The organism is Nocardiopsis sp. NPDC006139, from assembly GCF_040614155.1.
In the GTDB taxonomy this organism is placed as follows: Bacteria; Actinomycetota; Actinomycetes; order Streptosporangiales; family Streptosporangiaceae; genus Nocardiopsis; species Nocardiopsis changdeensis.
Genome location: NZ_JBEXTT010000008.1, coordinates 204,079 through 228,780, shown reverse-complemented (window position 1 = coordinate 228,780; position 24,702 = coordinate 204,079). Strand labels below are relative to the sequence as shown.

20 protein-coding genes are annotated in these 24,702 nt (G+C 76.4%); 9 read left to right on the top strand and 11 right to left on the bottom strand.

Annotated features, from left to right (window positions below):
* Positions 1 to 65 precede the first annotated feature (65 nt).
* Positions 66 to 626 (top strand): TIGR03086 family metal-binding protein, encoded by a 561-nt coding sequence (locus ABZ249_RS13455; protein WP_220560878.1) that lies wholly within the window; start codon positions 66 to 68, stop codon positions 624 to 626.
* 43 nt (positions 627 to 669) lie between these two features.
* Here ABZ249_RS13455 and ABZ249_RS13450 read toward each other — a convergent pair whose 3' ends face one another.
* Positions 670 to 2,064, bottom strand: a complete 1,395-nt coding sequence (locus tag ABZ249_RS13450; protein WP_355261604.1) for a PLP-dependent aminotransferase family protein — start codon at positions 2,062 to 2,064, stop codon at positions 670 to 672.
* A gap of 46 nt (positions 2,065 to 2,110) precedes the next feature.
* On the opposite strand from ABZ249_RS13450, the gene ABZ249_RS13445 reads away from it, so the two are divergent.
* Positions 2,111 to 3,388: an MFS transporter gene (locus ABZ249_RS13445; RefSeq protein ID WP_355261601.1), complete on the top strand. Its 1,278-nt coding sequence runs from the start codon at positions 2,111 to 2,113 to the stop codon at positions 3,386 to 3,388.
* On the opposite strand, the gene ABZ249_RS13440 is transcribed toward ABZ249_RS13445, so the two are convergent.
* The 4 genes from ABZ249_RS13440 to ABZ249_RS13425 form a co-directional block, all read right to left on the bottom strand.
* On the bottom strand, positions 3,370 to 4,032 hold the full coding sequence (locus tag ABZ249_RS13440; protein WP_355261598.1) for a lysophospholipid acyltransferase family protein: 663 nt from the start codon (positions 4,030 to 4,032) through the stop codon (positions 3,370 to 3,372). The two genes, ABZ249_RS13445 and ABZ249_RS13440, sit on opposite strands and share 19 nt — an antisense overlap.
* Positions 4,033 to 4,201: 169 nt before the next feature.
* Positions 4,202 to 6,061 carry an FHA domain-containing protein gene (locus tag ABZ249_RS13435; protein ID WP_355261595.1) on the bottom strand — a complete coding sequence of 620 codons (1,860 nt, stop codon included), beginning with the start codon at positions 6,059 to 6,061 and terminating at the stop codon, positions 4,202 to 4,204.
* Positions 6,062 to 6,424: 363 nt separating this feature from the next.
* On the bottom strand, positions 6,425 to 6,922 hold the full coding sequence (locus ABZ249_RS13430; RefSeq protein WP_220560883.1) for an ASCH domain-containing protein: 498 nt from the start codon (positions 6,920 to 6,922) through the stop codon (positions 6,425 to 6,427).
* A gap of 70 nt (positions 6,923 to 6,992) precedes the next feature.
* Entirely contained in the window at positions 6,993 to 7,913 is a 921-nt protein-coding gene (locus ABZ249_RS13425) for a threonine/serine dehydratase (RefSeq protein ID WP_220560884.1), read from the bottom strand.
* A gap of 97 nt (positions 7,914 to 8,010) precedes the next feature.
* Here ABZ249_RS13425 and ABZ249_RS13420 point away from each other — a divergent pair, with 97 nt between their 5' ends.
* A complete protein-coding gene (locus ABZ249_RS13420; RefSeq protein ID WP_220565741.1) occupies positions 8,011 to 8,928 on the top strand; it encodes a LysR family transcriptional regulator in 918 nt (305 codons plus the stop codon).
* A gap of 7 nt (positions 8,929 to 8,935) precedes the next feature.
* Here ABZ249_RS13420 and ABZ249_RS13415 read toward each other — a convergent pair whose 3' ends face one another.
* Complete coding sequence (locus ABZ249_RS13415; RefSeq protein WP_220560885.1) at positions 8,936 to 9,568, bottom strand: trimeric intracellular cation channel family protein; 633 nt, start codon at positions 9,566 to 9,568, stop codon at positions 8,936 to 8,938.
* A 162-nt stretch (positions 9,569 to 9,730) separates the two neighbouring features.
* Positions 9,731 to 11,284 carry an MFS transporter gene (locus tag ABZ249_RS13410; protein ID WP_355261590.1) on the bottom strand — a complete coding sequence of 518 codons (1,554 nt, stop codon included), beginning with the start codon at positions 11,282 to 11,284 and terminating at the stop codon, positions 9,731 to 9,733.
* Between the two features lie 123 nt (positions 11,285 to 11,407).
* On the opposite strand from ABZ249_RS13410, the gene ABZ249_RS13405 reads away from it, so the two are divergent.
* From ABZ249_RS13405 to ABZ249_RS13395, 3 genes are all read left to right on the top strand, one after another.
* On the top strand, positions 11,408 to 14,680 hold the full coding sequence (locus ABZ249_RS13405) for a BTAD domain-containing putative transcriptional regulator (RefSeq protein WP_355261587.1): 3,273 nt from the start codon (positions 11,408 to 11,410) through the stop codon (positions 14,678 to 14,680).
* Between the two features lie 34 nt (positions 14,681 to 14,714).
* Positions 14,715 to 15,239 carry a pyridoxamine 5'-phosphate oxidase family protein gene (locus tag ABZ249_RS13400; RefSeq protein WP_355261584.1) on the top strand — a complete coding sequence of 175 codons (525 nt, stop codon included), beginning with the start codon at positions 14,715 to 14,717 and terminating at the stop codon, positions 15,237 to 15,239.
* Between the two features lie 72 nt (positions 15,240 to 15,311).
* Positions 15,312 to 16,670 (top strand): NAD(P)/FAD-dependent oxidoreductase, encoded by a 1,359-nt coding sequence (locus ABZ249_RS13395; protein ID WP_355261581.1) that lies wholly within the window; start codon positions 15,312 to 15,314, stop codon positions 16,668 to 16,670.
* A gap of 110 nt (positions 16,671 to 16,780) precedes the next feature.
* On the opposite strand, the gene ABZ249_RS13390 is transcribed toward ABZ249_RS13395, so the two are convergent.
* Both ABZ249_RS13390 and ABZ249_RS13385 read right to left on the bottom strand, forming a co-directional pair.
* Positions 16,781 to 17,668, bottom strand: a complete 888-nt coding sequence (locus ABZ249_RS13390) for a glycoside hydrolase family 19 protein (protein ID WP_220560891.1) — start codon at positions 17,666 to 17,668, stop codon at positions 16,781 to 16,783.
* Between the two features lie 342 nt (positions 17,669 to 18,010).
* On the bottom strand, positions 18,011 to 18,865 hold the full coding sequence (locus ABZ249_RS13385) for a siderophore-interacting protein (protein WP_355261578.1): 855 nt from the start codon (positions 18,863 to 18,865) through the stop codon (positions 18,011 to 18,013).
* 151 nt (positions 18,866 to 19,016) lie between these two features.
* Here ABZ249_RS13385 and ABZ249_RS13380 point away from each other — a divergent pair, with 151 nt between their 5' ends.
* Positions 19,017 to 20,240: an MFS transporter gene (locus tag ABZ249_RS13380; RefSeq protein WP_355261575.1), complete on the top strand. Its 1,224-nt coding sequence runs from the start codon at positions 19,017 to 19,019 to the stop codon at positions 20,238 to 20,240.
* Between the two features lie 240 nt (positions 20,241 to 20,480).
* On the opposite strand, the gene ABZ249_RS13375 is transcribed toward ABZ249_RS13380, so the two are convergent.
* A complete protein-coding gene (locus ABZ249_RS13375) occupies positions 20,481 to 21,488 on the bottom strand; it encodes a BadF/BadG/BcrA/BcrD ATPase family protein (protein ID WP_355261842.1) in 1,008 nt (335 codons plus the stop codon).
* Positions 21,489 to 21,565: 77 nt separating this feature from the next.
* On the bottom strand, positions 21,566 to 22,180 hold the full coding sequence (locus ABZ249_RS13370; RefSeq protein WP_355261572.1) for a TetR/AcrR family transcriptional regulator: 615 nt from the start codon (positions 22,178 to 22,180) through the stop codon (positions 21,566 to 21,568).
* A gap of 110 nt (positions 22,181 to 22,290) precedes the next feature.
* Between ABZ249_RS13370 and ABZ249_RS13365 the strand changes: the two genes are divergently transcribed.
* Together ABZ249_RS13365 and ABZ249_RS13360 are read left to right on the top strand one after the other, a co-directional pair.
* Entirely contained in the window at positions 22,291 to 23,331 is a 1,041-nt protein-coding gene (locus ABZ249_RS13365; RefSeq protein ID WP_355261569.1) for a carboxymuconolactone decarboxylase family protein, read from the top strand.
* 58 nt (positions 23,332 to 23,389) lie between these two features.
* Entirely contained in the window at positions 23,390 to 24,667 is a 1,278-nt protein-coding gene (locus ABZ249_RS13360) for a GNAT family N-acetyltransferase (RefSeq protein ID WP_355261566.1), read from the top strand.
* The last annotated feature ends 35 nt before the right edge of the window (positions 24,668 to 24,702 follow it).

Below are 24,702 nucleotides of genomic sequence, written 5' to 3'. Positions count from 1 at the left end.
GGTGTCCCGGGGCTCCGGGGCGGGTAGACGGCCCTGAGTGACCGGACACCGCGGAGGGAACCGACATGGAACGGCTGATCGACCTGCACGGCACCGCCCTGGAGGAGTTCGACCGGCGGGTGCGCCTGATCCGGATGACCGACTGGGCGCTGCCCACCCCCTGCTCCGACTGGGACGTCCACGACCTGGTCGACCACCTGACCACCGAGCAGCTGTGGGTGCCGCCGCTGTTGGAGGGCCGCACCCCCGAGGAGGTCGGCGACCGCTTCGACGGCGACGTCCTGGGCGAGGAGCCGCTCGCCGTCTGGGAGGTGGCGGCCCGGGAGGCCCGCACCGCCTGGCTGGCGCCCTCCGCGCAGAACCGCACCGTCCACCTGTCGTTCGGCGACGCCCCGGCGGAGCTGTACCTGTGGCAGATGACCTTCGACCTGGGCGTGCACGCCTGGGACCTGGCCCGGGCGCTGGGCGCCGACGAGAACCTGGACCCCGACCTGGTCGCCGAGCTCTACGGCTGGGCCCGGCGCCAGGACTTCGGCCCGGGGCCGATGTTCGACGCGCCCGTGGAGGTGGGGGAGGAGGCCGGGACCCAGGAGCGCCTGCTGGCCCTGGCCGGCCGCGCGCTGTGACCCCGCCGCGGGCCGGGGCCGCCACCGCTCCCGGCGTGCGCGCTCAGGGCAGGTGGGCGGCCACGGCGGCGACGGCCGCGGCCAGGGCGGGGGCGAACAGGTGCGGGCGGGGCGCACCGTAGCCGATCACCATCGCCGGACCCCGCTCCGGCGCACCGGACCCGAACGAGGCCAGCCCCTCCAGCGCCAGCCCCCGTCGCGCAGCCTCGGCCGACACGGCCGCCTCCGACACCCCCGCGGGCAGCTCCAGCGGGCAGTGCAGCCCCGCCTCGGGCCCCGACAGGGAGCAGCCGGGCAGCCCGGCGACGGCCGCGGCCACCGCCCGCCGCCGGTCCCGGTGGACGGCCCGGGCCCGGCGCACCGCCAGGTCGTAGCGGTGCGAGGTGATCAGGTCCGCCAGCGCCAGCTGCCCCGGGACGTGGTGGCCCGCCCCCGACAGCTCGCGCAGCCCCACCAGCTCGGGCACCAGCTCCGCGGGCGCCACCGCCCAGGCCGTCCCCAGGCCCGGGGCCAGCGACTTGCTGGCCGTGCCCAGGTAGACGACGCGGTCGGGGGCCAGCGCCTGCACCGCGCCCACCGCCCGGCGGTCGTAGCGGAACTCGCCGTCGTAGTCGTCCTCCAGCACCAGGGCGTCCCGCCGCTGCGCCCACCGCACCAGCGCCCGGCGCCGCTCGGGTGAGAGCACCGCCCCCGTCGGGAACTGGTGGGCCGGGGTGAGCAGCACCGCTCCCACATTCAGCCCCTCCAGCGCCGCCACGTCCGCGCCGTCGGCGTCCACCGGCACCGGTACCGGCTCCAGCCCGTGGGCGGCCGCGATGCGCCGGTGCCGCCCGTGCCCGTACGCCTCCACCGCGATGCGCTGGGCCCCGCGCCGGGCCAGCGCCCGGCACAGCAGTGCCAGCAGGTCACCGAAACCGTGCCCCACCACCACGTTCTCCGCGCGGGCGCGCACGCCGCGCGCCCGCGCCGTGTACCCCGCCAGGGCCTCGCGCAGCGGTGCCGCCCCGCGCGGGTCGGGGTAGTCGAAGGCGTCGGCGGGCGCGGACTCCACGGCCCGGCGCAGCGCCGCCGCCCACTCCCCGCGCGGGAACGCCGACGGGTCGGGGATGCCGCCGCGCAGGTCCAGGGCGGGCGGTGGCGGTGGCTCGGCGTCGGCACCCGCGGGCGGCGGCCCGGGGCGGCGGGCCACCCAGGTGCCCGCCCCCACACGCGACTCCAGCCACCCCTCGGCGGCCAGCCGCCCGTACACCTCGGCCACGGTGTTGCGGGCGATGCCCAGGTCGGCGCCGAGCGTGCGCGAGGACGGCAGCCGGGTCCCGGCGGGCAGGCGCCCCCCGGTGACGGCGGCGCGCAGCTCCCGCTCCAGGGACCGGGCCACCCGGGTCCCGCCGACCTCCACGTGCAGGTCGATCCCGGAAATGGCCCATGTTCTCTCCATGGGATCGCACTGTAGCGGTGGGCCGATCGCTCCGTAGCCTCGACCCGTGAACACGGGAACGAACCCGGCCGGCGCCGCCCTGCGGGCCGCCCGGGACGGCGGGTTGCGGCGGATGTACGCCGCGCAGGCGGTCGGAGCGGTGGTCGACGGCGCGGTGCTGGCCACGGCGGTGCTGTACTTCGGGACCCGGGTCGGGGTGCCGGTCCCCTGGATCGGCCTGGTCCTGGGGGCGGGCAACCTGGCAGCCCTGGCGGCGGCGGTGCCGTTGGGGGCCCTGGCCGACGCGGTCGGGGCGCGCCGGGCGGCGGTGGGCTTCACCTGCCTGGTGGGGGCGTCCCTGGCCGTCTACGCGGTGGCGGACGGGCCGTGGACGTACGCGGTCGGCGCGGTCGTGTTCGTGGTGGCCCAGACCGGGCTGGGCGCCGCCCGCCAGGCGGTGGTGGCCGCCCGGGTGGAGCCCCGGGCCCGGGTGGCCGCCCGGGGGAGGATGCACACCCTGCTCAACGCGGGCATGGGCGCCGGGACGGTGCTGGGCGCGCTGGTGCTGGCCGCGGGCGCCGACGCCGGGTTCACGCTCCTGTACGGGGGCGGGGCGCTCGTGGTGCTCGGCTGCGCGCTGCTGCTGGCGGGGATGCCCGCGGACCCGGCCGACTCCGCGGCGGCGGGCCGCGACCGCCGGATCTCGGCCGCCCTGGGCGACCGGCGGCTGCTGGCGGTCACCGCGCTGACGTCGGTGGTGCAGCTGTGCCTGCCCGTGCTGTCGGTGATCCTGCCGCTGTGGGCGGCCCAGGGGACCCGCGCACCCGGGTGGGTCCCCGCGGTGGCGCTGGGCCTGAACACGGTGCTGGTCCTGGCCGTGCAGCGCCCCTGGGCCGACCGCGTGGTCTCGGACGCGGCGGCGGCCCGGTCGGCGCTGTGGGCGGCCGCCGCCCTGCCGGGCGGGTGCGTGCTCCTCGGCGCGGCCGGAACGGGCGGCGCGGCCGCGGCCACCGCCCTCGTCCTGGCGGGGATCGTGCTGATCACCGTCGGCGAGGTGGCGGGCGGACCGCCCGCCTGGCATCTGGCCCTGCGCGACGTGCCGGCCGCGCTCCAGGCCAGGCACCAGGCCGTGTTCGGGATGGCCGGTTCGGTGGCGCGCATCGCCGGGTCGGCGGCGCTGCTGCCGTTCGTCCTGGCCGCGGGGGCCTGGGGCTGGGCGGCGGTGGGCGCGGCGATGGCGGCGGCCGCCGCCGGACTCGCCCTGCTGGCCCGCCCGGTCCGCCGGGACCTCCCGCACGGGCGCCCCGGCCCCGGGCAGGCGCCGGGTCAGCCCACGGAGTTGTAGTGGTCCGCCCGCTCCTGTCCGGACAGGGAGTGGATGGCGTCCATCACCCGGTCGGTGATCTCGCGGCGGGCCTTGCCGGGGGCCAGGTGGTCGTAGCCGGTGGAGAAGTCCAGCGGCTTCCCGAAGCGCACGGTGAAGGGGCGCGGCCGCGGCATCGACGCCCCGATCGGCTGGACCTCCTGGGTGCCCGCCACCGCCACCGGGACCACCGGGGCCTTGGACTCCAGGGCCAGGTGCGCCACCCCGGTGCGGCCCCGGTACAGGCGGCCGTCCTTGGAGCGGGTGCCCTCGGGGTAGATCACGCAGGCCTCGCCCTCGCGCAGCCGCTCCAGCATCACGTCCAGGGACACCAGGGCGTCGCGGGCGTTGCGCCGCTCCACCGGGATGGCCCCCAGCGCGCCGAACACGGTGCCGGTGACCCGGCCCTTGATCCCCTTGCCCTCGAAGTAGTCGCTCTTGGCCAGGAACCGCACCCGGCGCTGGGTCACCGACAGCGGGATCACCACGCTGTCCACGAAGGACAGGTGGTTGCTGGCCAGCAGCACCGGCCCGGTCGCGGGGACGTTCTCGCGGCCCTCGATGGTCGGGCGGCACAGGGACCGGGCCAGGAGTGACGCCGTCTGCCGCAGCACATCGTAGAGCACGTGGTCTCCCTCACTCAGGGTGGTGGTCGAACCCGATGGTAAGGGTGACCCACGGGTAATGAGCGGTTCCGCCGGGGAGAGTGCCGCAGGTCACCGAACAGGGACGACGCGGACGAACAGGGCGCGCCCGCGGTCACGTTCCGCACCGCGCCCCGCTCCGCCCCGTGCGTCACGCCCGTGCGGGCTGGGCCGCCTCCTCGCGGTAGAAGATGTCGATGTCGACCTCCTCGCCGCCCACCGTGAGAGTGTCCCACGGACCCCCGGCGACCAGCGAACGCAGGGTCTCGTCGGTGAGCCGGGCCAGGTGCTCGCGCAGGGCCCCGTCGTCGGGCAGCCCCTCGATCCGGCCCGCCAGCCGGGACCGGATCGACCCCAGCCGCTCCATGAGCACCTCGGTGTCGGCCTCGCGCCCGGCGCCCTCCCCGGCCAGGCTCCGGGCGATCAGCTCCTTGACCGTGCTCGTCACCCCGTCCTCGTCGCTGGCCACCATCGCCTTCCAGGCCCGGCTCTTGTGCCGGTACTGGAGCATCGACATGGCCGCCTCGTGGCGGATGAAGTCCGCGTCCCGGAAGGGGCGCCCGCTCCAGGCGCTGCTCAGCGAGCGGGCCAGCGAGATCGCCGAGGCCAGTCCGCTGTTGAGGCCGCGCCCGGGCCAGAAGTGGATGGCGTTGGCGGCGTCCCCCAGCAGGAACCCGTAGGTGCCGGGGGAGGCGGGGGTCTCCGCCCGCAGCTGGGCGGTGAACCGCGGCCGCTGCACCATGCTCAGCCGGAACGCGGTGACGGCGCTCAGGTCCTCCTCGGGGACCGCGAAGAACTCCAGCCCCTGGCGCACCCGCTTCCACAGTTTCGACCCCTTGACGAGGGCGGGCAGGAACAGGGTGCTGTGGGTGGAGCAGGCGAAGTCGCCGTCCCCGTCGCGGTCCATGACGCACGGGCGGGAGCCGATGCACTGCTCGAACGACCGCCGGACCGGGTCGATGCCCACGACCTCCTGCGCCTCCTCGTCGGTGAGGCGCATGTTGAGGAACCCCTCGCCGCGCAGCGAGTTGAGCAGGAACCGGTTCTGGGCGACCGTCAGCAGCACGGTCGCCGGGTCCGACAGGGCCGACCGCACCTGGAGCCCCAGCACCACGTCCTCGACGTGCTCGCCGTCCAGCGAGTAGATGCCGCTGTCGGCCTGCCCGAAGCGGCCGGTGAGGTGCTCGCGGGTGCGCGAGCGCGACCCCTCGCACACGGCCAGCACGTGCCGGCCCTCCAGCGCCCCGGGCGCGGTCACGTCGAACTTCTCCGGGACCAGCCGGATGCGGTCGGGCCGCTCGCCGCACATCCGCAGCAGCACGTCCTCGATGCGCGCGATGCGGATGTTGCGCGGCCCCAGGCCGCCGATGGAGTCGGCGCCCGAGGGCCACATCTCGGTGTACTCGCCGGGGGCGAACAGCCGCTCGCGCATCTCCTCGGACAGGTTGAGGAACTGGCGGCTCTGGATCGTCACCACCTGCCGGCGCCGGACGTTGCCCTGCCGTTCGTCCTTCCACACGACCCGGCCGTCCTCGCGGGTCCAGCGGGAGTCGTACACGGTCACCGACACCTGCGGGCCCAGCAGGTGGTCCAGCAGCAGGGCGAAGGCCAGCCCGACGGGGCCGCCGCCGGACACGGCGACGTTCAGGACGGGCCCGGAGAACACCTCGGGCCGGACGAACATCTGGGTCACCGGCAGGTCGGAGGGCGCCCCCGGGGTCTCGGCCGCCTCCCAGCGGAACGTCTCCTCGCCGATGGCGATGAGATCGCCGGGCAGCAGCAGGTGCTCGGTGACCCGCTCGCCGTTGACGAGGGTGCCGTTGCTGCTGCCGCGGTCGCGCAGGACGTGGTTCTCCCCCTCCCGCCGCAGCTCGGCGTGGAAGCGGGAGACCGCGCGGCCAGGGAAGACCACGGTGTTGTCGGTGTGGCGGCCGAACGTCACCGGCGCGTCGCCGACGGGGAAGCGGTGCCCGCAGAGGGCGCCCTCGGTTCCGACGATCTCGAAGGACACGGCTGCTTCTCTCTGTGCAGGGGGTGACGGGGGATGAACGACCTGGGGCCGATTCCCTGCGTAGGATGCGACCGCCGGGCATTCGGATCGGAATATTACGGAAAAAACCTCTGCTTCGTATATTCGGAAGGACCGGAACCCGGCGCTGTAATCGGTCTTTTTCGAGCCCCTGTGCGCCGTCCGCAGTTTCGGCCACGTGGGCGCGAAACCGCAGCTCACGGACCTGTGAGGCGGAAGTCCTTTTCCCGGCCTGGGGCGAATGGGGAGGATGTGACGCCGCATTCGCCCGCCGCCGTTCGGTGGAATTCCTTCGGGCGCCCGACCCGGGGACGCGTCCGCGCGCACGGGGCCGCGGGCAGGGGGTCAGCCGTCGGCGTGCTCCGGCGGCCAGACCACCGAGAACCGCTCGAAGACGATCTCCCTGTCCTCGTCCCATTCCAGGCCCAGGCCGCGGCACACCCGCCGCCAGTACCGCAGGTGCCCCTCGCGCCAGTACTCCAGGGACAGGTCGCCCTCGCCCTCGTCGCGGGCGAACGCCGCGTCCGCGCTCGCGAACCCGCCCAGCCGCAGCTCGGTACTGCGCAGGACCACGCGCGGGCGCCCGGAGGAGTCGCAGGCGATCCAGTGGCCGCCCACCCTGGGCAGCGGGTCGCCCGCGGCGGCGAACTCGACGGCCAGCGCGGCGGTGGCCCGCTTGGTCCCGGCCAGGACCAGCCCCAGCAGCTCGTCGGTCAGCTCGGGGTGGTCGCCGAAGTACTCCACGGACGGGGGTTCCGGGTCGGTCGCCAGGTCGGGCCTGGCCGACCGGTACTCCTCCCACAGGCGCAGGGCGGCGGTCCGGTCGACGGGTGCGTTCTCCATCGGACCAGGCTCCCACGCCCGGACCGGACCGCGCGCCCCCGGGGCGCGGCGCACGGGCGGCCGGCGGGGGTCAGCCCACGCGGTCCCAGCGGGCGTTGGCGCCGCACACCACCAGGCAGGGCCGCTCGCCCGGCACCCTGCCGGCCAGCCAGGCGGCGAAGGGCACCGCGGCGGCGGGCTCGGTGGCGATGCGGAACTCCGACCACAGCCGGTCCTGGGCGGCGACGATCTCGGCGTCGCTCACCAGCCTCCGGGTGATCGGGTTGTCGCGCAGCACCTCGAACGGCACCCGGCCCAGCACCGACGCGCCCAGCGCGGACGCCGCCACCGAGTCCACGGGGGTCTGCACCGGACGGCCCGCGTCCATGGCCGCGTGCAGGCTCCGGCAGCCCTCGGGCTCCACCCCCACGACCTCGCGCCCGTCCGCGCCCAGCCGCACCCCGGCGGCCAGTCCGCCGCCGCCCACCGCCACCACGACGGTGTCGCACTCGGGCGCGTCGGCGGCGATCTCCAGGCCCAGGGTGCCCTGGCCCGCGACCACCAGCGGGTCGTCGAACGCGTGCAGGTAGCGGATGCCCTCCCGGTCCGCGTGCGCGCGGGCGGCCTCGGCGGCCACGGCGTAGTGCTCGCCCACCCGGACGACCTCGGCACCCGTGGCGGCCAGCGGCGCCGCCTTGGCCTCGGGGACGGTCTCGGGCACGTAGACGGTGGCGCGCACCCCGAGCAGGCGGGCCGCGGTGGCCACCCCCAGCCCGTGGTTGCCGCCGGAGGCGGTGATCACCCGGTCGACGGGGCCGCCGCCGAGCAGGGCGTTGAGCGCGCCGCGCAGCTTGAACGCGCCGGTGAGCTGGAGGTGCTCCAGCTTCAGGGTCACGGGCCTGCCGTCGACCTCGGTGTGCATCACCGGGGTGCGGCGGGCGTAGGGCGCGATGCGTTCGGCGGCGGCACGGACGTCGGTGGCCGTGGGCACGGCGTGCGCGGTCGTGGTCATGGCACCATGCTGCCGCTACCCACGATTAACTTAAAGTTGGGTCTGCTAAGGAACCTTAAGCAGAACTTTGCACCGACCCTTGTCCCAGGAGGCCGCCGTGCTGGACGCCAACCGCCTGCGCGTACTCGTGGAGATCGCGCACGCCGGCTCCATCTCCGCCGCCGCCGAACGCCTCTCCTTCACCCCGCCCGCCCTGTCCCAGCAGCTCACCAAACTGGAGCGCGAGGTCGGCGCGGTGCTGGTGGAGCGCGGCCGCACCGGGGCCACCCTCACCGGCGCCGGGAGGATCCTGCTCGAACACGGCGAACGCGTCCTGGGCGAGCTCCGCGACGCCGAGGCGGCCGTCCGCGCCCACGCCGGGACCCCGCCCGACCACCTGTCCCTGGGGGCGTTCGCCAGCGCGGGCCAGATCCTGCTGCCCCAGACCCTGGCCGCGTTCGGCCGCGCCCACCCGAACGTGCGCCTGTCCCTGGCCGACATCGAGCCCCCCGGCGGCCACGACCTGGTCACCTCCGGCGAACTCGACGTGCTCGTCACCCACCGCTACCCGGCGGTCCCGCTGCCGCGCGCCTCGGGCCTGCACCGCGAGCGCATCCTCGTGGACCCGCTCATGGTGGTGGCCCCGGCCGGGCACCCCATCGCCGACCGGCCCATGTCCCTGGCCGACCTTGCGGGGGAGGAGTGGATCTGCGGCGCCCCGGGCATCGCCAACCGCACCACCCTGGACGCGGCCGCCGCGGCCGCCGGGGTGAAGCCGACCGTCACCTACGAGACCCGCGACTACGAGGTGGCCCTGGCCCTGATCGAGGTGGGCGTGGGGGTGGCGCTGATCCCCTCCACCATCCTGGGCGCCGCCCGCCGCGGCGGCTGGGTGAGCCGGCCGCTGCTCGGCGCCCGGCTGGCCCGCGAGGTGTACGTGGTGCACCGGCGCAGGCCCCCCGAACCGCTGCCGGAGCTGGTCGCCACCCTGCGCGGGGTCGCCGCCCGCGCCCTGGAGGAGGCGCCCGCCCCGTGAGCGTCCGCTACAGCGGCGGGACGCCCGGCGGGCGCGGCGCGTTCCACCGGTAGCGCAGGGCCAGCACCCGGATCGTGAAGCACAGCAGCGCGCCGACCACCGCCACCCACCCGGCGTCGAAGCCGAGCACGTGCGCCACCGACACCGTCCCCGCGCCCAGCAGCGCCGGGATCGCGTACAGGTGCGAGTTGGCGCTGAGCACCGTCGGCACCCGGTTGAGCAGCACGTCGCGGATGGTGCCGCCGCCCACCCCGGTGATCGCCCCCAGCAGGACCGCCTGCAGCGGCCCGAAGCCCAGCTCGATCGCCTTGGCCGCCCCGATGACCACGAACAGGCTCAGGCCCGCGGCGTCGAACAGCAGGATCGGCTTGGTCAGCCGGGTGAGCCGGGAGCTCAGGAAGAACGCCACCATCCCGCCCGCCAGGGCCACGGTCACGTACCGCCAGTCCTGGAACGTCGCGGGGGTCACCCCCAGCAGCACGTCCCGGATGATGCCGCCGCCGATGGCGGTCACCAGCCCCAGGACCAGGACGCCCACGATGTCCACCCGGGCGGTGCGGATGGCGGTGAGGGCCCCGTCGACGGCGAAGGCGAAGATCCCGACGAGGTCGAGGATCAGGAGGATGGTCTGCGTGGACATGGAGCGCGGGTCCCTGGTGAGAGCGGTGTGCCGACCGGTCATTTCACCACGCCCGGGCCGCGCGCACCCGCGTTCGCGGAGGTGACGCGCCGCACTCCGCCGGGGACGCGGCCGGGCCCGCCGCGGGGGCGTCCTCCCCGCGGCGGGCCCGGGACCCCCGGCTCAGCGTCCGGCGGCCTCCTTCTCCGCCGGCTCCGGCGCAGCGGCCCCGGCGGCCTCGGCCGCCCCGGTGGCGGGGACCCGGCGCAGCAGGGCCAGCGCCAGCACCGCGCCCAGCACCGCCAGGGCCGCGGCCGCCCACGCCGCCGTGTTCAGCCCGTCGGTGAACGCGGCCCGCGCCGACTCCGCCAGCGCCGCGCCCGCCTCCTGCGGCAGGCCCGCCGCCGTCTCCAGCGCCCCCGGCAGCGTCCGGCCGGCCTCCTCCCCGGCGCCCTCCATGCGGGCCCGGTAGACCAGGGTGCCCACACTGCCCAGCAGCGCCACGCCCAGCGAGGTGCCCAGGTCGCTGGCGGTCGTGTTGACCGCCGAGGCCGCACCGGCCTTCTCCGGCGGGGCCGCGCCGACGACCAGCCCCGGCACCAGCGCCATCGCCGGGGCGACACCCGGGTAGAGCACGTAGAACGCGGCGACCAGCAGCGGCAGCCCGCCCGCGGCGTCCACACCGGTCAGCATCAGGTACCCGGCCGCCGACAGCGCCATGCCGGCGGCGATCACGTAGGCGGGCCGCACCCGGCGGGCGATCACCGGGGTCACCGTCGAGACGATCACCAGCAGGACCGCCGCCGGGAGGATCCACAGCCCGGCCCGCAGCGGCGACTGCTCCGCCACCAGCTGCAGGTACTGGGTGAACAGCAGGTACACGCCGCCGATGCCCACGGCCGCCAGCAGGAACACCACCAGCGACCCGCTGAACACGCGGTTCGCGAACAGCCGCACGTCCAGCAGCGGGTCGGCCGCCCTGAGCTGGCGCCGCACGAACAGGACCCCGAAGACCGCACCGGCGGCCAGGGCCGTCAACGGAAGAGCTTCCCAGCCCTCCTCGGCGAGCTTCTTGACGCCGTACACGAACGGCAGCAGCGCGGCCAGCGACAGCAGCACGCTCAGCGGCTCCAGCCGCCCGGCGACCGGGGCACGGTACTCCGGCACCAGGAACGGCACCGCGACCAGCACCAGGGCCATCACCGGGACGCCGATGAGCATCGCCGCGCCCCACCACAGGGACTCCAGCAGCAGGCCGCCCACCAGGGGGCCCAGCGCCACACCGGCCGACACCGAGGCCGCCCACAGGCCGATCGCCGTGCCGCGCTGGCGCGGATCGGTGAACATCACGGTGATCAGCGACAGCGTGGCGGGCATGATCGCGGCCGCGCCCAGGCCCATCAGGGCGCGTGCGGCGATGAGGATCTCAGGGCTCGGGGCGTAGGCCGCCCCCACCGAGGCGAGCGCGAACACCGCCGCGCCGGCCAGCAGCAGGCGGCGCCGCCCCACCCGGTCGCCGAGCGTGCCCATGGTGACCAGGAACCCGGCCATGACGAAGCCGTAGACGTCGTTGATCCACAGCAGCTGGCCGCCGGTGGGACCCAGGTCGGCGGCGATGTAGGGGGTGGCCAGGAACAGGACGGTCATCGCCAGGAACAGCAGCACCGTGGGCGCCATCAGGACCGCCAGGCCCGTCCAGGTCCGGGCGGTCGCCCGGGGAGAGGCATCGAGTGGCATCGTGAACCTTCTTCGCGGATCGGATCGAACGGTCACCACCGTGGCGGCCCGGGCTCCGGAAACCCTTCGGGCGGACTCAGGGCGGCGGCGCGGCCGGCCCTGAGGCCCCCTAGAGTTCGGATCATGAGATTCGGGGTGCTGGGGCCGCTGGCCGTGTGGGACGAGCGCGGGGAGCCGGTGCGGGTGCCCGAGCTCAAGGTCCGCCTGCTGCTGGCGGCGCTGCTCATCGAGCCGGGCCGGGTGGTGCCCGCCGACCGGCTGGTCGACGACCTGTGGGGAGCCGAGCTGCCCGCCGACCCCACCGCCTCGCTCCAGACCCGCGCCTCCCAGCTGCGCCGGGTCCTGGACGCCGCGGAGCCGGGCGGCCGCGCCCTGCTGGTCTCCCGCCGCCCCGGCTACCTGCTGGAGGCCGCTCCCGGCCGACTGGACGCGCGCGACTTCGAGGACCTGCTGGGCCGGGCCCGCGACACCGCCGACCCGGCCGCGCGGGTGGGCCTGCTGGGCGACGCCCTGGCGCTGTGGCGGGGGCCGGCCCTGGCCGACCTGGCCGACCACGACTTCGTCCGCGCCGCCGTCCTGCGCTGGGAGGAGCGGCGGCTCACCGCGCTGGAGGACCAGGCCCGGGCCCGCCTGGACCTGGGGGAGCACGCCGCGGTCGCCGACGGGCTCGGCGACCTGGTGGAGGAGCACCCGCTGCGCGAGCGCCTGCGCGCCGCCCACATGCTCGCCCTGTACCGGTCCGGCCGCCAGACCCTGGCCCTGGAGTCCTACCGCAGGCTGCGCGACCTGCTGGCCGACGAGATGGGCCTGGACCCGGGGCCGGAGCTGACCGCCCTGCACCAGGCCGTGCTCGCCCAGGACCCCGCCTTGGACGCCCCCGCGGCGCCCGCCGCCCCGGTGACGCACACCGTCCCCGGCATCCCGGCACCGCCCGCACCCGGCGGGGACGCCCCGCGGCTGCCGCCCCCGCCGGACCCGCCCGTGCCCCTCACCCCGCTGGTCGGCCGCGAGGACGACCTCGCCCGGGTGCTCGCCCTGCTGGAGCGGGCCCGCGCGGTCACCCTCACCGGCCCCGGCGGCGTCGGCAAGACCCGGCTGGCCCTGGCCGCCGCCGCACAGGCCGCCCCCGGCGGCGTCCACCCCGTCGACCTGGCCGGGGTCTGCCCGGGCGAGGACGCCGACAGCGCCGAGGCGGCCGTGGTGGAGGCGCTGTCCGCCGCCCTGGGGGTGCGCGACGACTCCTCCGGGACCAGCCCCTTCACCGCCCCGCCCGGCACCCGCACCACCCGGCTGGCCGACGCCCTGCGCACCCGCGACGCCCTGCTGCTGCTGGACAACGCCGAGCACGTGGCGGCCGCGCTCGCCCCGGTCCTGTCCGCCCTGCTGGCCGCCGCCCCCGGGCTGCGCGCCCTGGTCACCAGCCAGGTGCCGCTGGGCATCGCCGCCGAGCACCTGCACGCCGTGGAGCCCCTGCCCGAGGCCGACGCGGTGCGCCTGTTCGCCGACCGCGCCGCCGCCTCGGCCCCCGGGTTCGCGGTCACCGACGACAACGCCGACGCCGTCACCTCCATCGTCCGCCGCCTCGACGGCGTCCCCCTCGCCCTGGAGCTGGCCGCCACCCGGGTGCGGGCCCTGGGCGTCCACGAGCTCGCCGACCGCGTCGACGACAGGTTCGCCCTGCTCACCGACGGCTACCGGGACGCCCCCGACCGGCACCGCACCCTGCGCGCCGCCCTGGACTGGAGCTGGGAGCTGCTCACCGGCCCCGAGCGCGCCGTGCTGCGCCGCCTGGCCGTGCACGCCGACGGCGCCTCCCTGGCCTCGGCCGAGGAGGTCGTCTCCGGCGACGGCGTCCCCCGCGCGGAGGTGCCCGACCTGCTCGCCCGGCTGGTCGACCGCTCCCTGGTCACCGCCTCGCGCGAGGCCCGCCCCCGCTACCGGCTGCTGGAGTCCGTCGCGCTCTACGGGACGGAGCGGCTGCGCGAGGCCGGGGAGGAGGAGCGGGTCCGCCGCCGCCACCTGGACCACCACCTCGCCCTGGCCGAGAGGGCCGACCCCCTGCTGCGCACCGGCGCCCAGCGCAGGTGGCTGAACGCCCTGGACGCCGAGGGCGCGGACCTGCGCCGCGCCCTGGAGACCGCCCGCACCGCGGGGGACGCCGACGCGGCCCTGCGCCTGGCCGTCTCCCTGGCCTGGTACCGGGTGATGCGCGGCCGCCTGGCCGAGGGCGTGCGCGCCCTGGACACCGCCCTGCACCTGCCCGGCGCCCCGGACCACCCGCTGCACCGCACCGCTCTGCTGTGGCGCGCCGCCCTGGGGCACGGCCTGGGCCGCGACGCGGGCCCCGTCCCGGAGCCCGCAGGCGAGCTGGCCGCGGGCGAGGCGCGGGCCCGCTGGTTCCTCGCCCACGTGCGCACCGGGTTCGGCGGCGGGGACGAGGCCGGTCTGGAGGACCTGCACGCCTTCTTCGTCCGCACCGGGGACCGCTGGGGCGAGGCCGCGGCCGCGGCGACCCTGGCCCGGCGCGCCTTCGGCCGCAGCGACCTGGACGCCGTCCTGCGCCGCGGCGAGCGCGCCCGGGCGCTGTTCACCGACCTCGGCGACCGGTGGGGCCAGGCCCTGGCCTCCTTCCTGCTCGCCTCCCGGGCCGAGCCCGCCGGCGACCTGGACGCCGCCGAACGCCACCACCGCGAGGCCCTGGGCACCGCCGAGGACCTGGGCCTGTGGACCGAGGTCGGCGAACGCCTCACCTCCCTGGGCCGCATTGCCCTGCTCCGCCGCGACCTGACCCGCAGCGCCGAACTCCACGAGCGGGCCCGCCGGGTGGCCGCCGAACAGGGGCACGTGGTGGGGGAGGAGTCCGCGGTGCTGGGCCTGGGCCTGGTGGCCCGCCGCCGCGGCGACCTGGCGGCCGCCCGCACCCACCTGGGCGCCTGGCTGGACTGGCACCTGGAGTCGGGCTCGGACTTCGGGGCCGCGCTCATCCTCGCCGAGCTGGGGTTCGCGGCCGAACTGGACGGCGACGCCGCCGGGGCCGAGGACCTGCACCTGCGCGGGCTGGCGGCGGCCCGCCGCACCGGCGACCCCCGCGCCCTGGCCCTGGCCCTGGAGGGGCTGGCCGGGGCCCGCTCCCTGGCCGGGCGGGCCGGGCACGCCGCCCGGCTGCTCGGCGCCGCCGACGCCCTGCGCCGTTCGGTGGGGGTGCCGCTGCCCGACGCCGAACGCGACGACGTGGCCCGGATCGAGGACCGGATCCGGCGGGCCCTCGGCGCGGAGGGGCTGGCCCGGGAGACGGCGCGGGGCGCCGTGGAGGGGACCGAGGCGCTGCTCGCAGGCCGCTCCGGCCCTTCCGGCCCCGCCGCCCCGGCGGACCGGGAGGCCCTGAGCGGACCCTGAGGATCCCCGGAGCCGCGCGGCGCACGGTGGTGCCATGAACGATGACAGCACCGCCACCCGCCGCCGCGGCCGCGTCCACACCTTCGCCGACCTCCGCGAGGACTTCGACGCCGTCGTCGGCTCCGTCAACTACGCCACCATGGTCACCGTCGACGCCAAGGGCAGGCCCCGCACCCGCGTCCTCATCCCCGTCTGGGAGACCGAGGGCGACGAGCCCCGGGGCTGGCTGGCCACCTACCGCACCCCGGTCAAGGCCGCCCACCTGGCGAACAACCCGCACGTCACCTTCTCCTACTGGAACCCCACCCAGAACACGGCCTCCGTCGACGCCACCGCCGCCTGGACCGAGGACCCCGCCGACCGCCGCCGGGTCTGGGACCTGTACCGCTACGGCAGCCCGCCCGGGGCCGGCTACGACCCGTCCGGGTTCTGGAAGGGCCCCGACGACCCGGAGCTCTCCGTGCTTCGGGTGGACCCCTGGCGCGTGCAGGTGCTGCGCGGCCGCGACCTGGTCACCGGTGTCCCCGCCCGCATCTGGACCCGCGAACCCCGGTGGTGACCGCGTGTCGGGCACCCGGTGCGGGCCGGCAGGGGACACCATCGGTGGGGACCCGGCGAGCGGAGGACACCAATGGAGCACCTGGACGCCATCGTCATCGGCATGGGACCGGGCGGCGAGGTCGTCGCCGACCGGCTCCTGAAGGCCGGCAAACGGGTGGCCGTCGCGGAGCGCGAGCTCATCGGCGGCGAGTGCGGGTACTACGCCTGCATCCCCAGCAAGACGCTCATCCGCCCGCCCGAGGCCCGGGCCGACGCGGAGGAGGCCGCCGGGCTGGACCGGCCCGGCCTGGACTGGCCCGCGCTGCGCGCCTACCGCGACCAGATGATCCGCCACCTGGACGACTCCCGGCAGGTCCGGGGGTACCGGGACCAGGGGGCGCTGGTCCTCAAGGGCGCCGCCCGCGTCGTGGGCCGCGACCCCTGGCGGGTCGCGGTCGACGGGCGGGAGTACACCGCCGACCACGTGGTGGTCGCCACCGGCTCCGAGGCGGTGCGCCCGCCCGTCGACGGCCTGGACGGCCTGGGCCCGGACCGGGTGTGGACCAACCGCGAGGCCACCACCCTGACCCGGATCCCCGGCCGGGCGCTGGTGGTGGGCGGCGGAGCGGTCGCCGTCGAACTCGGCCAGTTCCTCGCCCGCATGGGGTCGGCGGTGACCCTCGTGCAGCGCGGCGACCGGCTGCTGGACCGCGAGGACCCGCGCCTGTGCGAACTGGTCTCCGAGCAGTTCGAGCGCGACGGCATCACCGTCCACCTGGGCACCGAGGTGGCCTCGGCGGCCGCCGACGGCGACGGCGTCGCGGCGGTGCTGGGCTCGGGGGAGAGCGTCGGCGCCGACGTCCTCGTGCTGGCCACGGGGCGCAGGCCGCGCGGCGACGGGCTCGGCCTGGCCGACCTCGGCGTGGAGACGGACCGGGGCGCCCTGCCCGTCGACGAACGCTGCCGGGTCGCCCCGGGGCTGTGGGCGGTCGGCGACGTCACCGCCCGCGCCATGTTCACCCACGTCGCCAAGTACCAGGGGCGGCTGGTGGCCGCCAACATCCTGGGAGGGGACCGCCGCGCCGACTACACGGGGGTGCCCCGGGTGGTGTTCGCCCACCCCGAGATCGCCGGGGTCGGGCTCACCTCCGAGCAGGCCCGGGACCGGGGGATCGACGTGGCCACCGCCGAGATCGACCTGCCCGAGACCCTGGCCCGGCCCTGGACCCACGCCACCGACCCGCGCGGCACCCTCGGGGTGATCGCCGACCGGGACGAGGGCGTGCTGGTGGGGGCGTGGGCGTTCGGGCCGATGGTCTCCGAATGGATCAACACCGCGGCGCTGGCGATCCGCGCGCGGATCCCGGTGGGCTACCTCATCGACTCCACGCCGCAGTTCCCCACCTTCAACGAGGGCTACGTGGCGGCGCTGGAACAGCTGGACCTGTAGCGCCGCAGAACGGGGGAGCGGGGGCGCCCCCGGCCGGACGGCCGGGCACGCCCCCGCTCTGTACAGCCGGACCGGCTGCTCTCCACGGGCGTTCGGACCCGCCCGGGAGGTCAGCAGCCCAGGTTCGAGCCGGTGGTGGTGCCCAGGATCTGGGCGAACCGGGTGAACTTGTCGATCCGGCTCTGGACCTGCCCCGGGTTGCCCCCGTTGCACTCCAGGCCGCCGTTGATCGCGCGGATCGTCTCGCCGAAGCCGTGGCCGTCGACGATGGCCCTGTGCGGAGTGATCGAGCCCGCGCCGGTCTGGGTGTTCCAGTACCACAGGCCGGTCCGCCAGGCGACCGAGGCGTTCTGCTCGACCTGGTAGGGGTTGTTGAGCAGGTCGATGCCCAGGGCGTCGCCCGCGGCCTTGTAGTTGTAGTTCCAGCTGAGCTGGATCGGGCCGCGGCCGTAGTAGGCGGCCTGGCCCGCCGGGCAGCCGAAGGGCTGGTTCCGGTCGCAGTAGTGGGGGTAGTTGGCCTCGTTGGTCTCCTTGATGTGGACGAGGCCGCCGGTCTCGTGGCTGACGTTGGCCAGGAAGGCGGCCGCCTCGCGCTTGCGGATCTCGGTGCTCCCGGTGTTGGTGAACGCCGGGTAGGAGCTCAGCGCGGCGACCAGGCCGCTGTAGGTGTAGAAGGGGTTCCGGTTCGGGAACATCTGGTCGAACTGGGCCTGGGTGACGATGAAGTCGCTCGGCCCCGGCTGCTCGCCGCCGTCGCCGCCGGTACAGGGGCCCTGGTCGGCCCACACGTCCGAGGCGCCGGGGCGCTCGTTCTGCGTCCACCACTTGGCGGTGTAGTTGCGGCCCTCGTAGGAGGCCGTCTTGCCGCCGGTGTAGACGGCGGAGGCGCTCCAGGGCGCCGCGCAGACGGCGGCCTGCGCGGCGGTCGCGGGGAGAACGGTGAGCAGGGCCGCCATCGCGCCGAGCGCGGCGAACTGGCTCAGGAGACGTCGGATCACGTGATCACACTCCTCGGGGGCGGCGCGCATCCGACCGCGCGCCGCAGGGGGTGCCGTCACCCAAGCAAGTGTGGTCTAGACCTGTCAAGACCGGTAGTACGTATCGTGAGGATACGGTGACAGAACGCGGTCCGCCGCGGTACCGCGGCCGCGGGTCCTGGGGCGTGTTCGGTGGATGCTTTCGAGCGTTTCGGCGCTTGCGTCGAATGCCGGGAGCGGCCGCGAGGTGATCTCTCGCAGGACGACCGGCGCAGGTCAGCCCGGGTTCGGCTGTCCGAGCGCAGGCGGTGCGGCGAGAGGAGGCCTCGCGGCCGCGACCCGGAATGATCCGCCGAGCGCGCCCTAGGAGCGGTCGGCCAGGGCCGCGGCCTCCTCGTCCTCCACCTGCCTGTTCCACTCGGCCTTGGAGGACTGCCAGCCGTCCTCGTCGCGGCCCAGCCGCCAGTAGCCGGAGATCGACAGGTCCTCCTTGGGCAGGCCGTGCTCGACGCGCAGCAGCCGGCGCAGGTCGCGCACGAACCCGGCCTCGCCGTGCACGAACGCGTGCACCCGTCCCGCCGGGAACTCCAGGGCCCGCACCGCCTCGGTGAGCAGGGAGCCCACCGGTCGGTCGCCCCGGTGCAGCCAGTGCACGCGCACCCCGGAGTGGGCGTCCAGCTTCTGTTCCTCCCGGGGGTCGGCGACCTCCACGAACACGTGCGCGGGACGCCCCTCGGGCAGGCGCTCCACCGCGGCCGCGATCGCCGGGAGGGCGCTCTCGTCCCCTGCCAGCAGGTGCCAGTCGGCGTCCGGGTCGGGGGAGTAGCCGCCGCCCGGGCCGAGCAGGCGCAGCGTGTCGCCGGGGCGGGCCGCGGCCGCCCACGGCCCGGCGAGCCCGGCGTCGCCGTGGTGGACGAAGTCGACGGTCAGCCGCCGGGTGGCCGGGTCGAAGGCCCGCACGGTGTAGGTGCGGGTGACCGGCCACTCCTCGCGCGGGCGGCTCTCGCGGATCTCCCGCACGTCGTAGGGCTCGGGGTCGCCCTCGGCGGGCGGCGGGAACAGCAGCTTCACGTAGGAGTCGGTGTACCCGGCGGTGGCGAAGGCGTCCAGGCCCTCCCCGCCGAACACCACCCGCACCATGTGCGGGGTGAGGCGCTCCACCGCCTCCACCCGGCCCACGTGCACGGTCGCCTTCGGTCGTTCCCGTCGCTCGGTCACGGCGGCCCCCTTCGTCGAAACGTGTTAGGCGAACCTAACACCACCCTCGGCCAGGGTACCCCTCCGGGGTGCCGGAGAGGGTGGTGGAAATACCCCTGGGGGGTATATGGTTACCGCGTTCGACGACGACCACTCCACGAGGAGCGCCACCATGGGACTTTTCGCCATCCGCGACTACCGCAACCTGTTCTCCGCCCAGGTCATCGCCCTGTTCGGCACGGGGCTGGCCACCGTGGCCCTGGGGCTGCTCGCCTACGACCTGGCGGGCCCGGACGCCGGCGCGGTCCTGGGCACCGCGCTCACGATCAAGATGGTCATGTACGTCCTCATCGCGCCCGTGGTCGCCGCCTACGCGGACCGGCTGCCCAGACGGCTGTTCCTGACACTGCTCGACGCGGTGCGCGCCGCGGTCGTCCTGGCGTTACCCTTCGTCACCGAGATCTGGCACATCTACGTGCTGATCGGCGTCCTCCAGGCCGCCTCCGCGGCGTTCACGCCCACCTTCCAGGCGGTCATCCCCGACATCGTGACCCGTGAGTCCGACTACACGCGGGCGCTGTCGGCCTCCCAGGTGGCCTACACCATGGAGAGCCTGCTCAGCCCGGTGCTCGCCGCCGTCGCCCTGACGTTCATGACCTTCGACTGGCTGTTCGTCGGGACGTCGGCCGGCTTCGCCGCCTCGGCCGCGCTGGTCCTGGCGACCCGGGTCCCCGACGCCCGGCCCAGCGGGCTCACCCGGGTCTGGGACCGGCTGGCCTCGGGGATCCGGGCCTTCGCGGCCGCCCCCCGGCTGCGCGGGGTCCTGGCCCTGAACCTGGTGGTCGCCGCGTCCGGGTCGATCGTGGTCGTCAACACCGTCAACTTCGTCCGCGACGGGCTCGGCGGCACGCAGGCCGACGTCGCCTGGATGCTCGCCGCCTCCGGCGGCGGCACCCTGGCCGTCGCCCTGGTCCTGCCGCGCGTGCTCGACCGCGTCGCCGAACGCGCGGTCATGATGACCGGCGCCGCGGTCCTCGTGGCCGCCGTACTGGCCGCCGTGGGGACGGCGTACGCGCAGATCGCCGCCTGGGCGGTCGCGGTGCCGGTCTGGGTGGCCGTCGGCGCCGGGATGGCGCTGGTCATCACGCCGACCGGCCGGGTGATCCGCTCCTCGGTCGCCCCCGCGGGCCTGCCCGCGGCCTTCGCGGCCCAGTTCTCGCTGTCGCACGCGGCGTGGCTGGTCACCTACCCGGTCGCCGGGTGGATCGGCACCGCCGCCGGGTTCGCGCCCGCCTGGACCGTCCTGGCCGTCCTGGCCGTCGGCGGGGCCGCGGCGGCCGCGGCCCTGTGGCCGCGCGAACGCGCTTCGGCCGCCCCGTCCCCGGCGCGGGTGTGAAGGCCGGCCCGGGCGGCCCCGCCGTCCGGGCCGCCGCCCTCGACGGGCGGCCCGCGGCCGCGGCACCCCCGTCCCGCCCGGCGCCCGTTGAGGGCGGGAGCCTTCGGTCCTGCACCGGCATCCCCGCCCGTCGCGTGGCGGACGGCCCACGGCCACGGGTCCTCCCCGGGGGCCTCTCCTCCGGGCCTCCGGAACCCGGCCGGGCGCCTCACGGAAACCCCCGGCGGCCGAGGACGGGCCTCAGGCGGCGTCGCTGCGGCCGTCGCGGGTGGGGGCGGTGAAGACCGCGTGCAGGCGGGTGTCGTCGGCGGGGGCCCCGGCCTCCAGGGCCGCCAGCCAGGCCGCCGCCCCGGCGGTGCACCCGGCCGTCGACAGCGGCGACCCCGCGGTGCCCAGCGCCAGTTTGCGGGTGAGCGCCTCGTGCACCGGCGCGGACCCCAGCAGCACCCCGCCGGCCAGCACCACCGGCCGCCGCTCCCCGGGCGTGCGCACCTGGTGCACCGAGTGCGCCAGGTGCCCGGCCGCGGCGTTCACGATCACCTCGGCCGCCTCGTCCCCCTGCGCGAACGCCTCCGAGACCAGCGGGGCCAGCTCGGCCAGCCCGATCGGCGGCCGCCCGGTCAGTGTGCGGGCGAAGGCGCGCGCGTGCTCCTCGGGCAGGTGCTCGCGCCCCTGGACCGGGCGCCTGCCGGGGATGACCCGCTTGGCCACCATCCGCGCGAGCGGGCTCAGCGCCGTGCCCCGGCTCAGCTGGCGGGCGGTCTCCCGGGCCGCCTGGTGGCCGATCCAGAACGCCGACCCCTCGTCGCCGATCAGCCAGCCCATCCCGTCCGCGGACCGGCTGCGGCGCCGCCCCTCGATCCGGGTCGCGATCGCGCCGGTGCCCGCGATGAGCACCGTCCCGTCGGGTTCGGGGGTGCCGGAGGCGAACGCCACCTCGTCGTCGCCGACGAACACCATCCGGTCCGCCGGCACGCCGACCAGCAGCAGCTCCTCCACCAGTGCCGCGCGCACCCGGTCGTCGCGCAGCGCCGACACCCCGGCCAGGCCGATCGCCCCGGCCACCACGTCCTCGCGGGCGCGCGGCCCGGCCTGGTCGAGGGCGGCGCCCACCGCCCGGGCCAGTTCCCGGCCCGCCCGCGCGGTGCCGTGCGTGTTGGGGTTGGCGCCGCCGGCCCGGGCCAGGCCCACCCGCTCGCCGGCCGGGGTGGCGACCAGGGCCCGGGTGGAGGTGCCGCCCGCGTCCACCCCCACCACCAGGCGGGGGCGGTCGGAGCGCTTCGTCGTCGAAGAGGTCACGGCTGTCACAGGAGGGAACTGCCCTTTCAGCGGTCGGAATACTCTTCGCGCAGGCGGCCGACCACGGCCAGCGCGGTCTGGGCGGCCTCGGCCGCGGCCCCCTCGTCCAGCGGGTCCCCGCTGACCAGCAGCCTGAGGTAGACCGGCGCGGCCAGCGCGCGGGCGACCCGCGCCGGGTCGGTGCCGGGCGGGGCCTCGCCCCGGGCGACGGCCCGTTCCACCACCGGCCGGACGTGCTCGACGCGGTCGGCGAAGACCCGCTCGCGCGCCCGCGCGATCTCGGGGATGCGCGCGGCGTCGGCGAGCATCGCGGTCATCACCGCGCCCCGCGGCGAGGTGAGCAGGCCGACCAGGGCGCGGGCCAGGGCCTCCAGGTCGCCCGCCAGCGCGCCGGTGTCGGGCACCGGGACCTCCGTGGCGGCCAGGTGCTCGAAGGCGTCCACGACCAGCGCCTGCCGGTCGCGCCAGCGCCGGTACACGGTGGTCTTGTGCACTCCGGCGCGGCGGGCCACCGACTCGACGCTGAGGTCGGCGTAGCCCCGCTCGCCCAGTTCGGCCAGGGTGGCGGCGCGGACGGCGGCCAGCACCTTGGCCCCGCGCCCCACCGGCCGGGCGGGGCCGGCGTCGTGTTCGTGGGTCATCGTCCTCCCGGGATCGTCCCGATTCTCCCTTGCCGCAGGTGCCCGGCGCACGCATACTGAAGCTATCGCAACAAAAAGTTGCGATAGCCCCCGTGGTTCGAGGAGGACCCGTGCCCGACATCTACCGCTACACCTCACCGGTGGCCCCCAAGGACGCCACCGGACCCGTCGCCGCCGCCTACGCCCAGATCAAGGACGAGTTCCTGCTCGCCGACGGCCCCCTCATGACCCTGTCCCGCGCCCCCGAGCTCCTGGTGTGCGTCTGGGCGCTGCTGCGCGAGTCCGAACTGGCCGGGCCGGTCCCGCGCGCCGAGCGCGAACTCGTCGCCGTCGCCGTCTCCGCCGCCAACACCTGCCCCTTCTGCGTCGACGCCCACACCGCCCTGGGCCACGCCGGGGGCGACCACACCGCCGCCGAGGCCGTCCGGGCGGGCCGCCGCCCCCGCGACCCCGCCCTGGCGGCCCTGGCCGACTGGGCCGCCGCCACCGGCGACCCCACCCCCGGCCCCCGGCCCGCGCCGCCCTTCCCCGCCGATCACACCGCCGCGTTCATCGGCACCGCCCTGGTCACGCACATCATCAACCGGGTCACCTCCTCCCTCCTCGTCGAGCGCCTGCTGCCCGGCGACCTCCAGCGCTCCCGGACCGTGCGCCGGGTCCTGGGCGCGGCCGTGCGCCGCGGCCCCGGCCGGCCCGTGGCGCCCGGCCGCTCCCTGGAACTGCTGCCGGCCACCGACACCGCCCCGCCCGCCTGGGCCGACGGACCCGTCGGCACCGCCTACGCCGCACTGGCCGGGACCGTCGCCTCCCTGGACGTCCCCGACACCGTCCGCGCCCGCACGCGGGACGCCGTCGCCGCCTGGGACGGGCGCCCGCCCGCCCTCTTCGAGGACCCCGTGGGCGCGCACGCCGACGGGCTCGACGCGCCCGACCGGACCGCCGTGCGCCTGGCCGTGCTCGCCGCCCTGTCCCCGCACCGGATCGCCGACGCCGACGTCGCCGCCTGGCGGGCCGCCACCGGCCGCACCGCCGACGCCGACCTGGTGCGCCTGGTGGTCCTGGGGGCGTTCACCGCCGCCGACCGGATCCAGCGCTCCCTGGCCGCCGCGGCCGCCCGCCGACACCCCGCCGGTCAGCCGGGGGAGGCGTAACCGCGGACACAGGGAAAAGCAGTGGCGCGCCCCGCGGCGGTCCTGAGAGGGTCGGTCCATGGCAGCAGAGCACCACCCCGCGACACCCCGATCCGACGGACCCGGATGGGAGGTCGACCGGCCCGCGGAGGACGAGATATCCGAGGCCACCGGGGTGTTCGCCACCGCCATCAACATCCCGTTGAACGACCTGCTCGACACCGAGCGCGACCACCCCGTCAACGAGCCCGACCGCTTCCTGGTCGTCCGCGACGGCGGCCGCATCGTCGGCACCACCAACTCCCACCCCTTCTCCCTCACCGTCCCGGGCGGTCCGCGCCCGGCGGCCGGGGTGACCGGGGTGGGCGTGCTGCCCACCCACCGCAGACGCGGCATCCTCACCGCGCTCCTGCGCGAACAGCTCGCCGACCTGCGCCGGTGCGGCGAGAACCTGGCGATCCTATGGGCCTCCGAAGGCGGCATCTACGGCCGTTACGGCTACGGCCAGGCGTTCCGCCAGCACACCTACTCCGTGAGCCGGGCCCATGCCGCCCTGCGCCCCGACGCGCCCCGCGACCCCTCGCTCACCCTGGAGCTTGCCGAGCCCGCCGACGTCCTGCCCGACCTGGACCTGCTGCACCGCGCCGCCCAGGCCGAACGCCCGGGCGGCTTCCCCCGCGAGGGCAACTGGTGGAAGCTGCGCCTGTGGATGCTCTCCCGCCCCCGGCCCGACACCTCCGACCTGCGCGCCGTCGTCGTCCGGGACGCCCGGGGCCGCCCCGTGGGCGCGGCCCTGCACCGGGTCACCACCGGCTACGGCGAGGGCGGCCTGCCCACCGGGACGGTCTCCGTCCGGGAGGTCAACGCCCTCACCCCGGCCGCCCGCACCGCCCTGTACGAGTACCTCTTCGACACCGACCTCACCGTGGAGACCGAGGTCGTCGGCCTGCCCGAGGACGACCCCCTCCCCGCCCTGCTGGCCGACCCCGCCCAGGCCGTCCGCCGCGCCGGCGGGGGCCTGTGGCTGCGCCTGGTCGACGTGCCCGCCGCCCTGGCCGAGCGCACCTACGCCCACCCCTTGGACACCGTCATCGAGGTCGCCGACCGGCACGCCCCCTGGAACGCCGGGCGCTGGCACCTGAAGACCGACGGGGAGCACACCCGGGTGGAGGCCGCCACGACGGCCCCCGACCTGTCCCTGGACGCCGCCCACCTGGGCTCCGCCTACCTGGGCCGCGGGCCGGTGACCACCCACGTCGACGCCGGCACCGCCGTCGAGCACACGCCCGGCGCCGCCGCCCGCCTGGACACCTCCCTGTACACCCCCCGGGCACCCCGCTGCGACACCGGCTTCTGAGCGGGACGGGCCCCGGCCGACACGGGTCCGCCGGG

Coding starts and splice junctions, on each gene's coding strand:
- ABZ249_RS13455 (WP_220560878.1), top strand. CDS start 66: ATGGAACGGCTGATCGACCTGCACGGCACCGCCCTGGAGGAGTTCGAC.
- ABZ249_RS13450 (WP_355261604.1), bottom strand. CDS start 2,064: ATGGAGAGAACATGGGCCATTTCCGGGATCGACCTGCACGTGGAGGTC.
- ABZ249_RS13430 (WP_220560883.1), bottom strand. CDS start 6,922: ATGGAGAACGCACCCGTCGACCGGACCGCCGCCCTGCGCCTGTGGGAG.
- ABZ249_RS13425 (WP_220560884.1), bottom strand. CDS start 7,913: ATGACCACGACCGCGCACGCCGTGCCCACGGCCACCGACGTCCGTGCC.
- ABZ249_RS13415 (WP_220560885.1), bottom strand. CDS start 9,568: ATGTCCACGCAGACCATCCTCCTGATCCTCGACCTCGTCGGGATCTTC.
- ABZ249_RS13410 (WP_355261590.1), bottom strand. CDS start 11,284: ATGCCACTCGATGCCTCTCCCCGGGCGACCGCCCGGACCTGGACGGGC.
- ABZ249_RS13405 (WP_355261587.1), top strand. CDS start 11,408: ATGAGATTCGGGGTGCTGGGGCCGCTGGCCGTGTGGGACGAGCGCGGG.
- ABZ249_RS13400 (WP_355261584.1), top strand. CDS start 14,715: ATGAACGATGACAGCACCGCCACCCGCCGCCGCGGCCGCGTCCACACC.
- ABZ249_RS13395 (WP_355261581.1), top strand. CDS start 15,312: ATGGAGCACCTGGACGCCATCGTCATCGGCATGGGACCGGGCGGCGAG.
- ABZ249_RS13380 (WP_355261575.1), top strand. CDS start 19,017: ATGGGACTTTTCGCCATCCGCGACTACCGCAACCTGTTCTCCGCCCAG.
- ABZ249_RS13370 (WP_355261572.1), bottom strand. CDS start 22,180: ATGACCCACGAACACGACGCCGGCCCCGCCCGGCCGGTGGGGCGCGGG.
- ABZ249_RS13360 (WP_355261566.1), top strand. CDS start 23,390: ATGGCAGCAGAGCACCACCCCGCGACACCCCGATCCGACGGACCCGGA.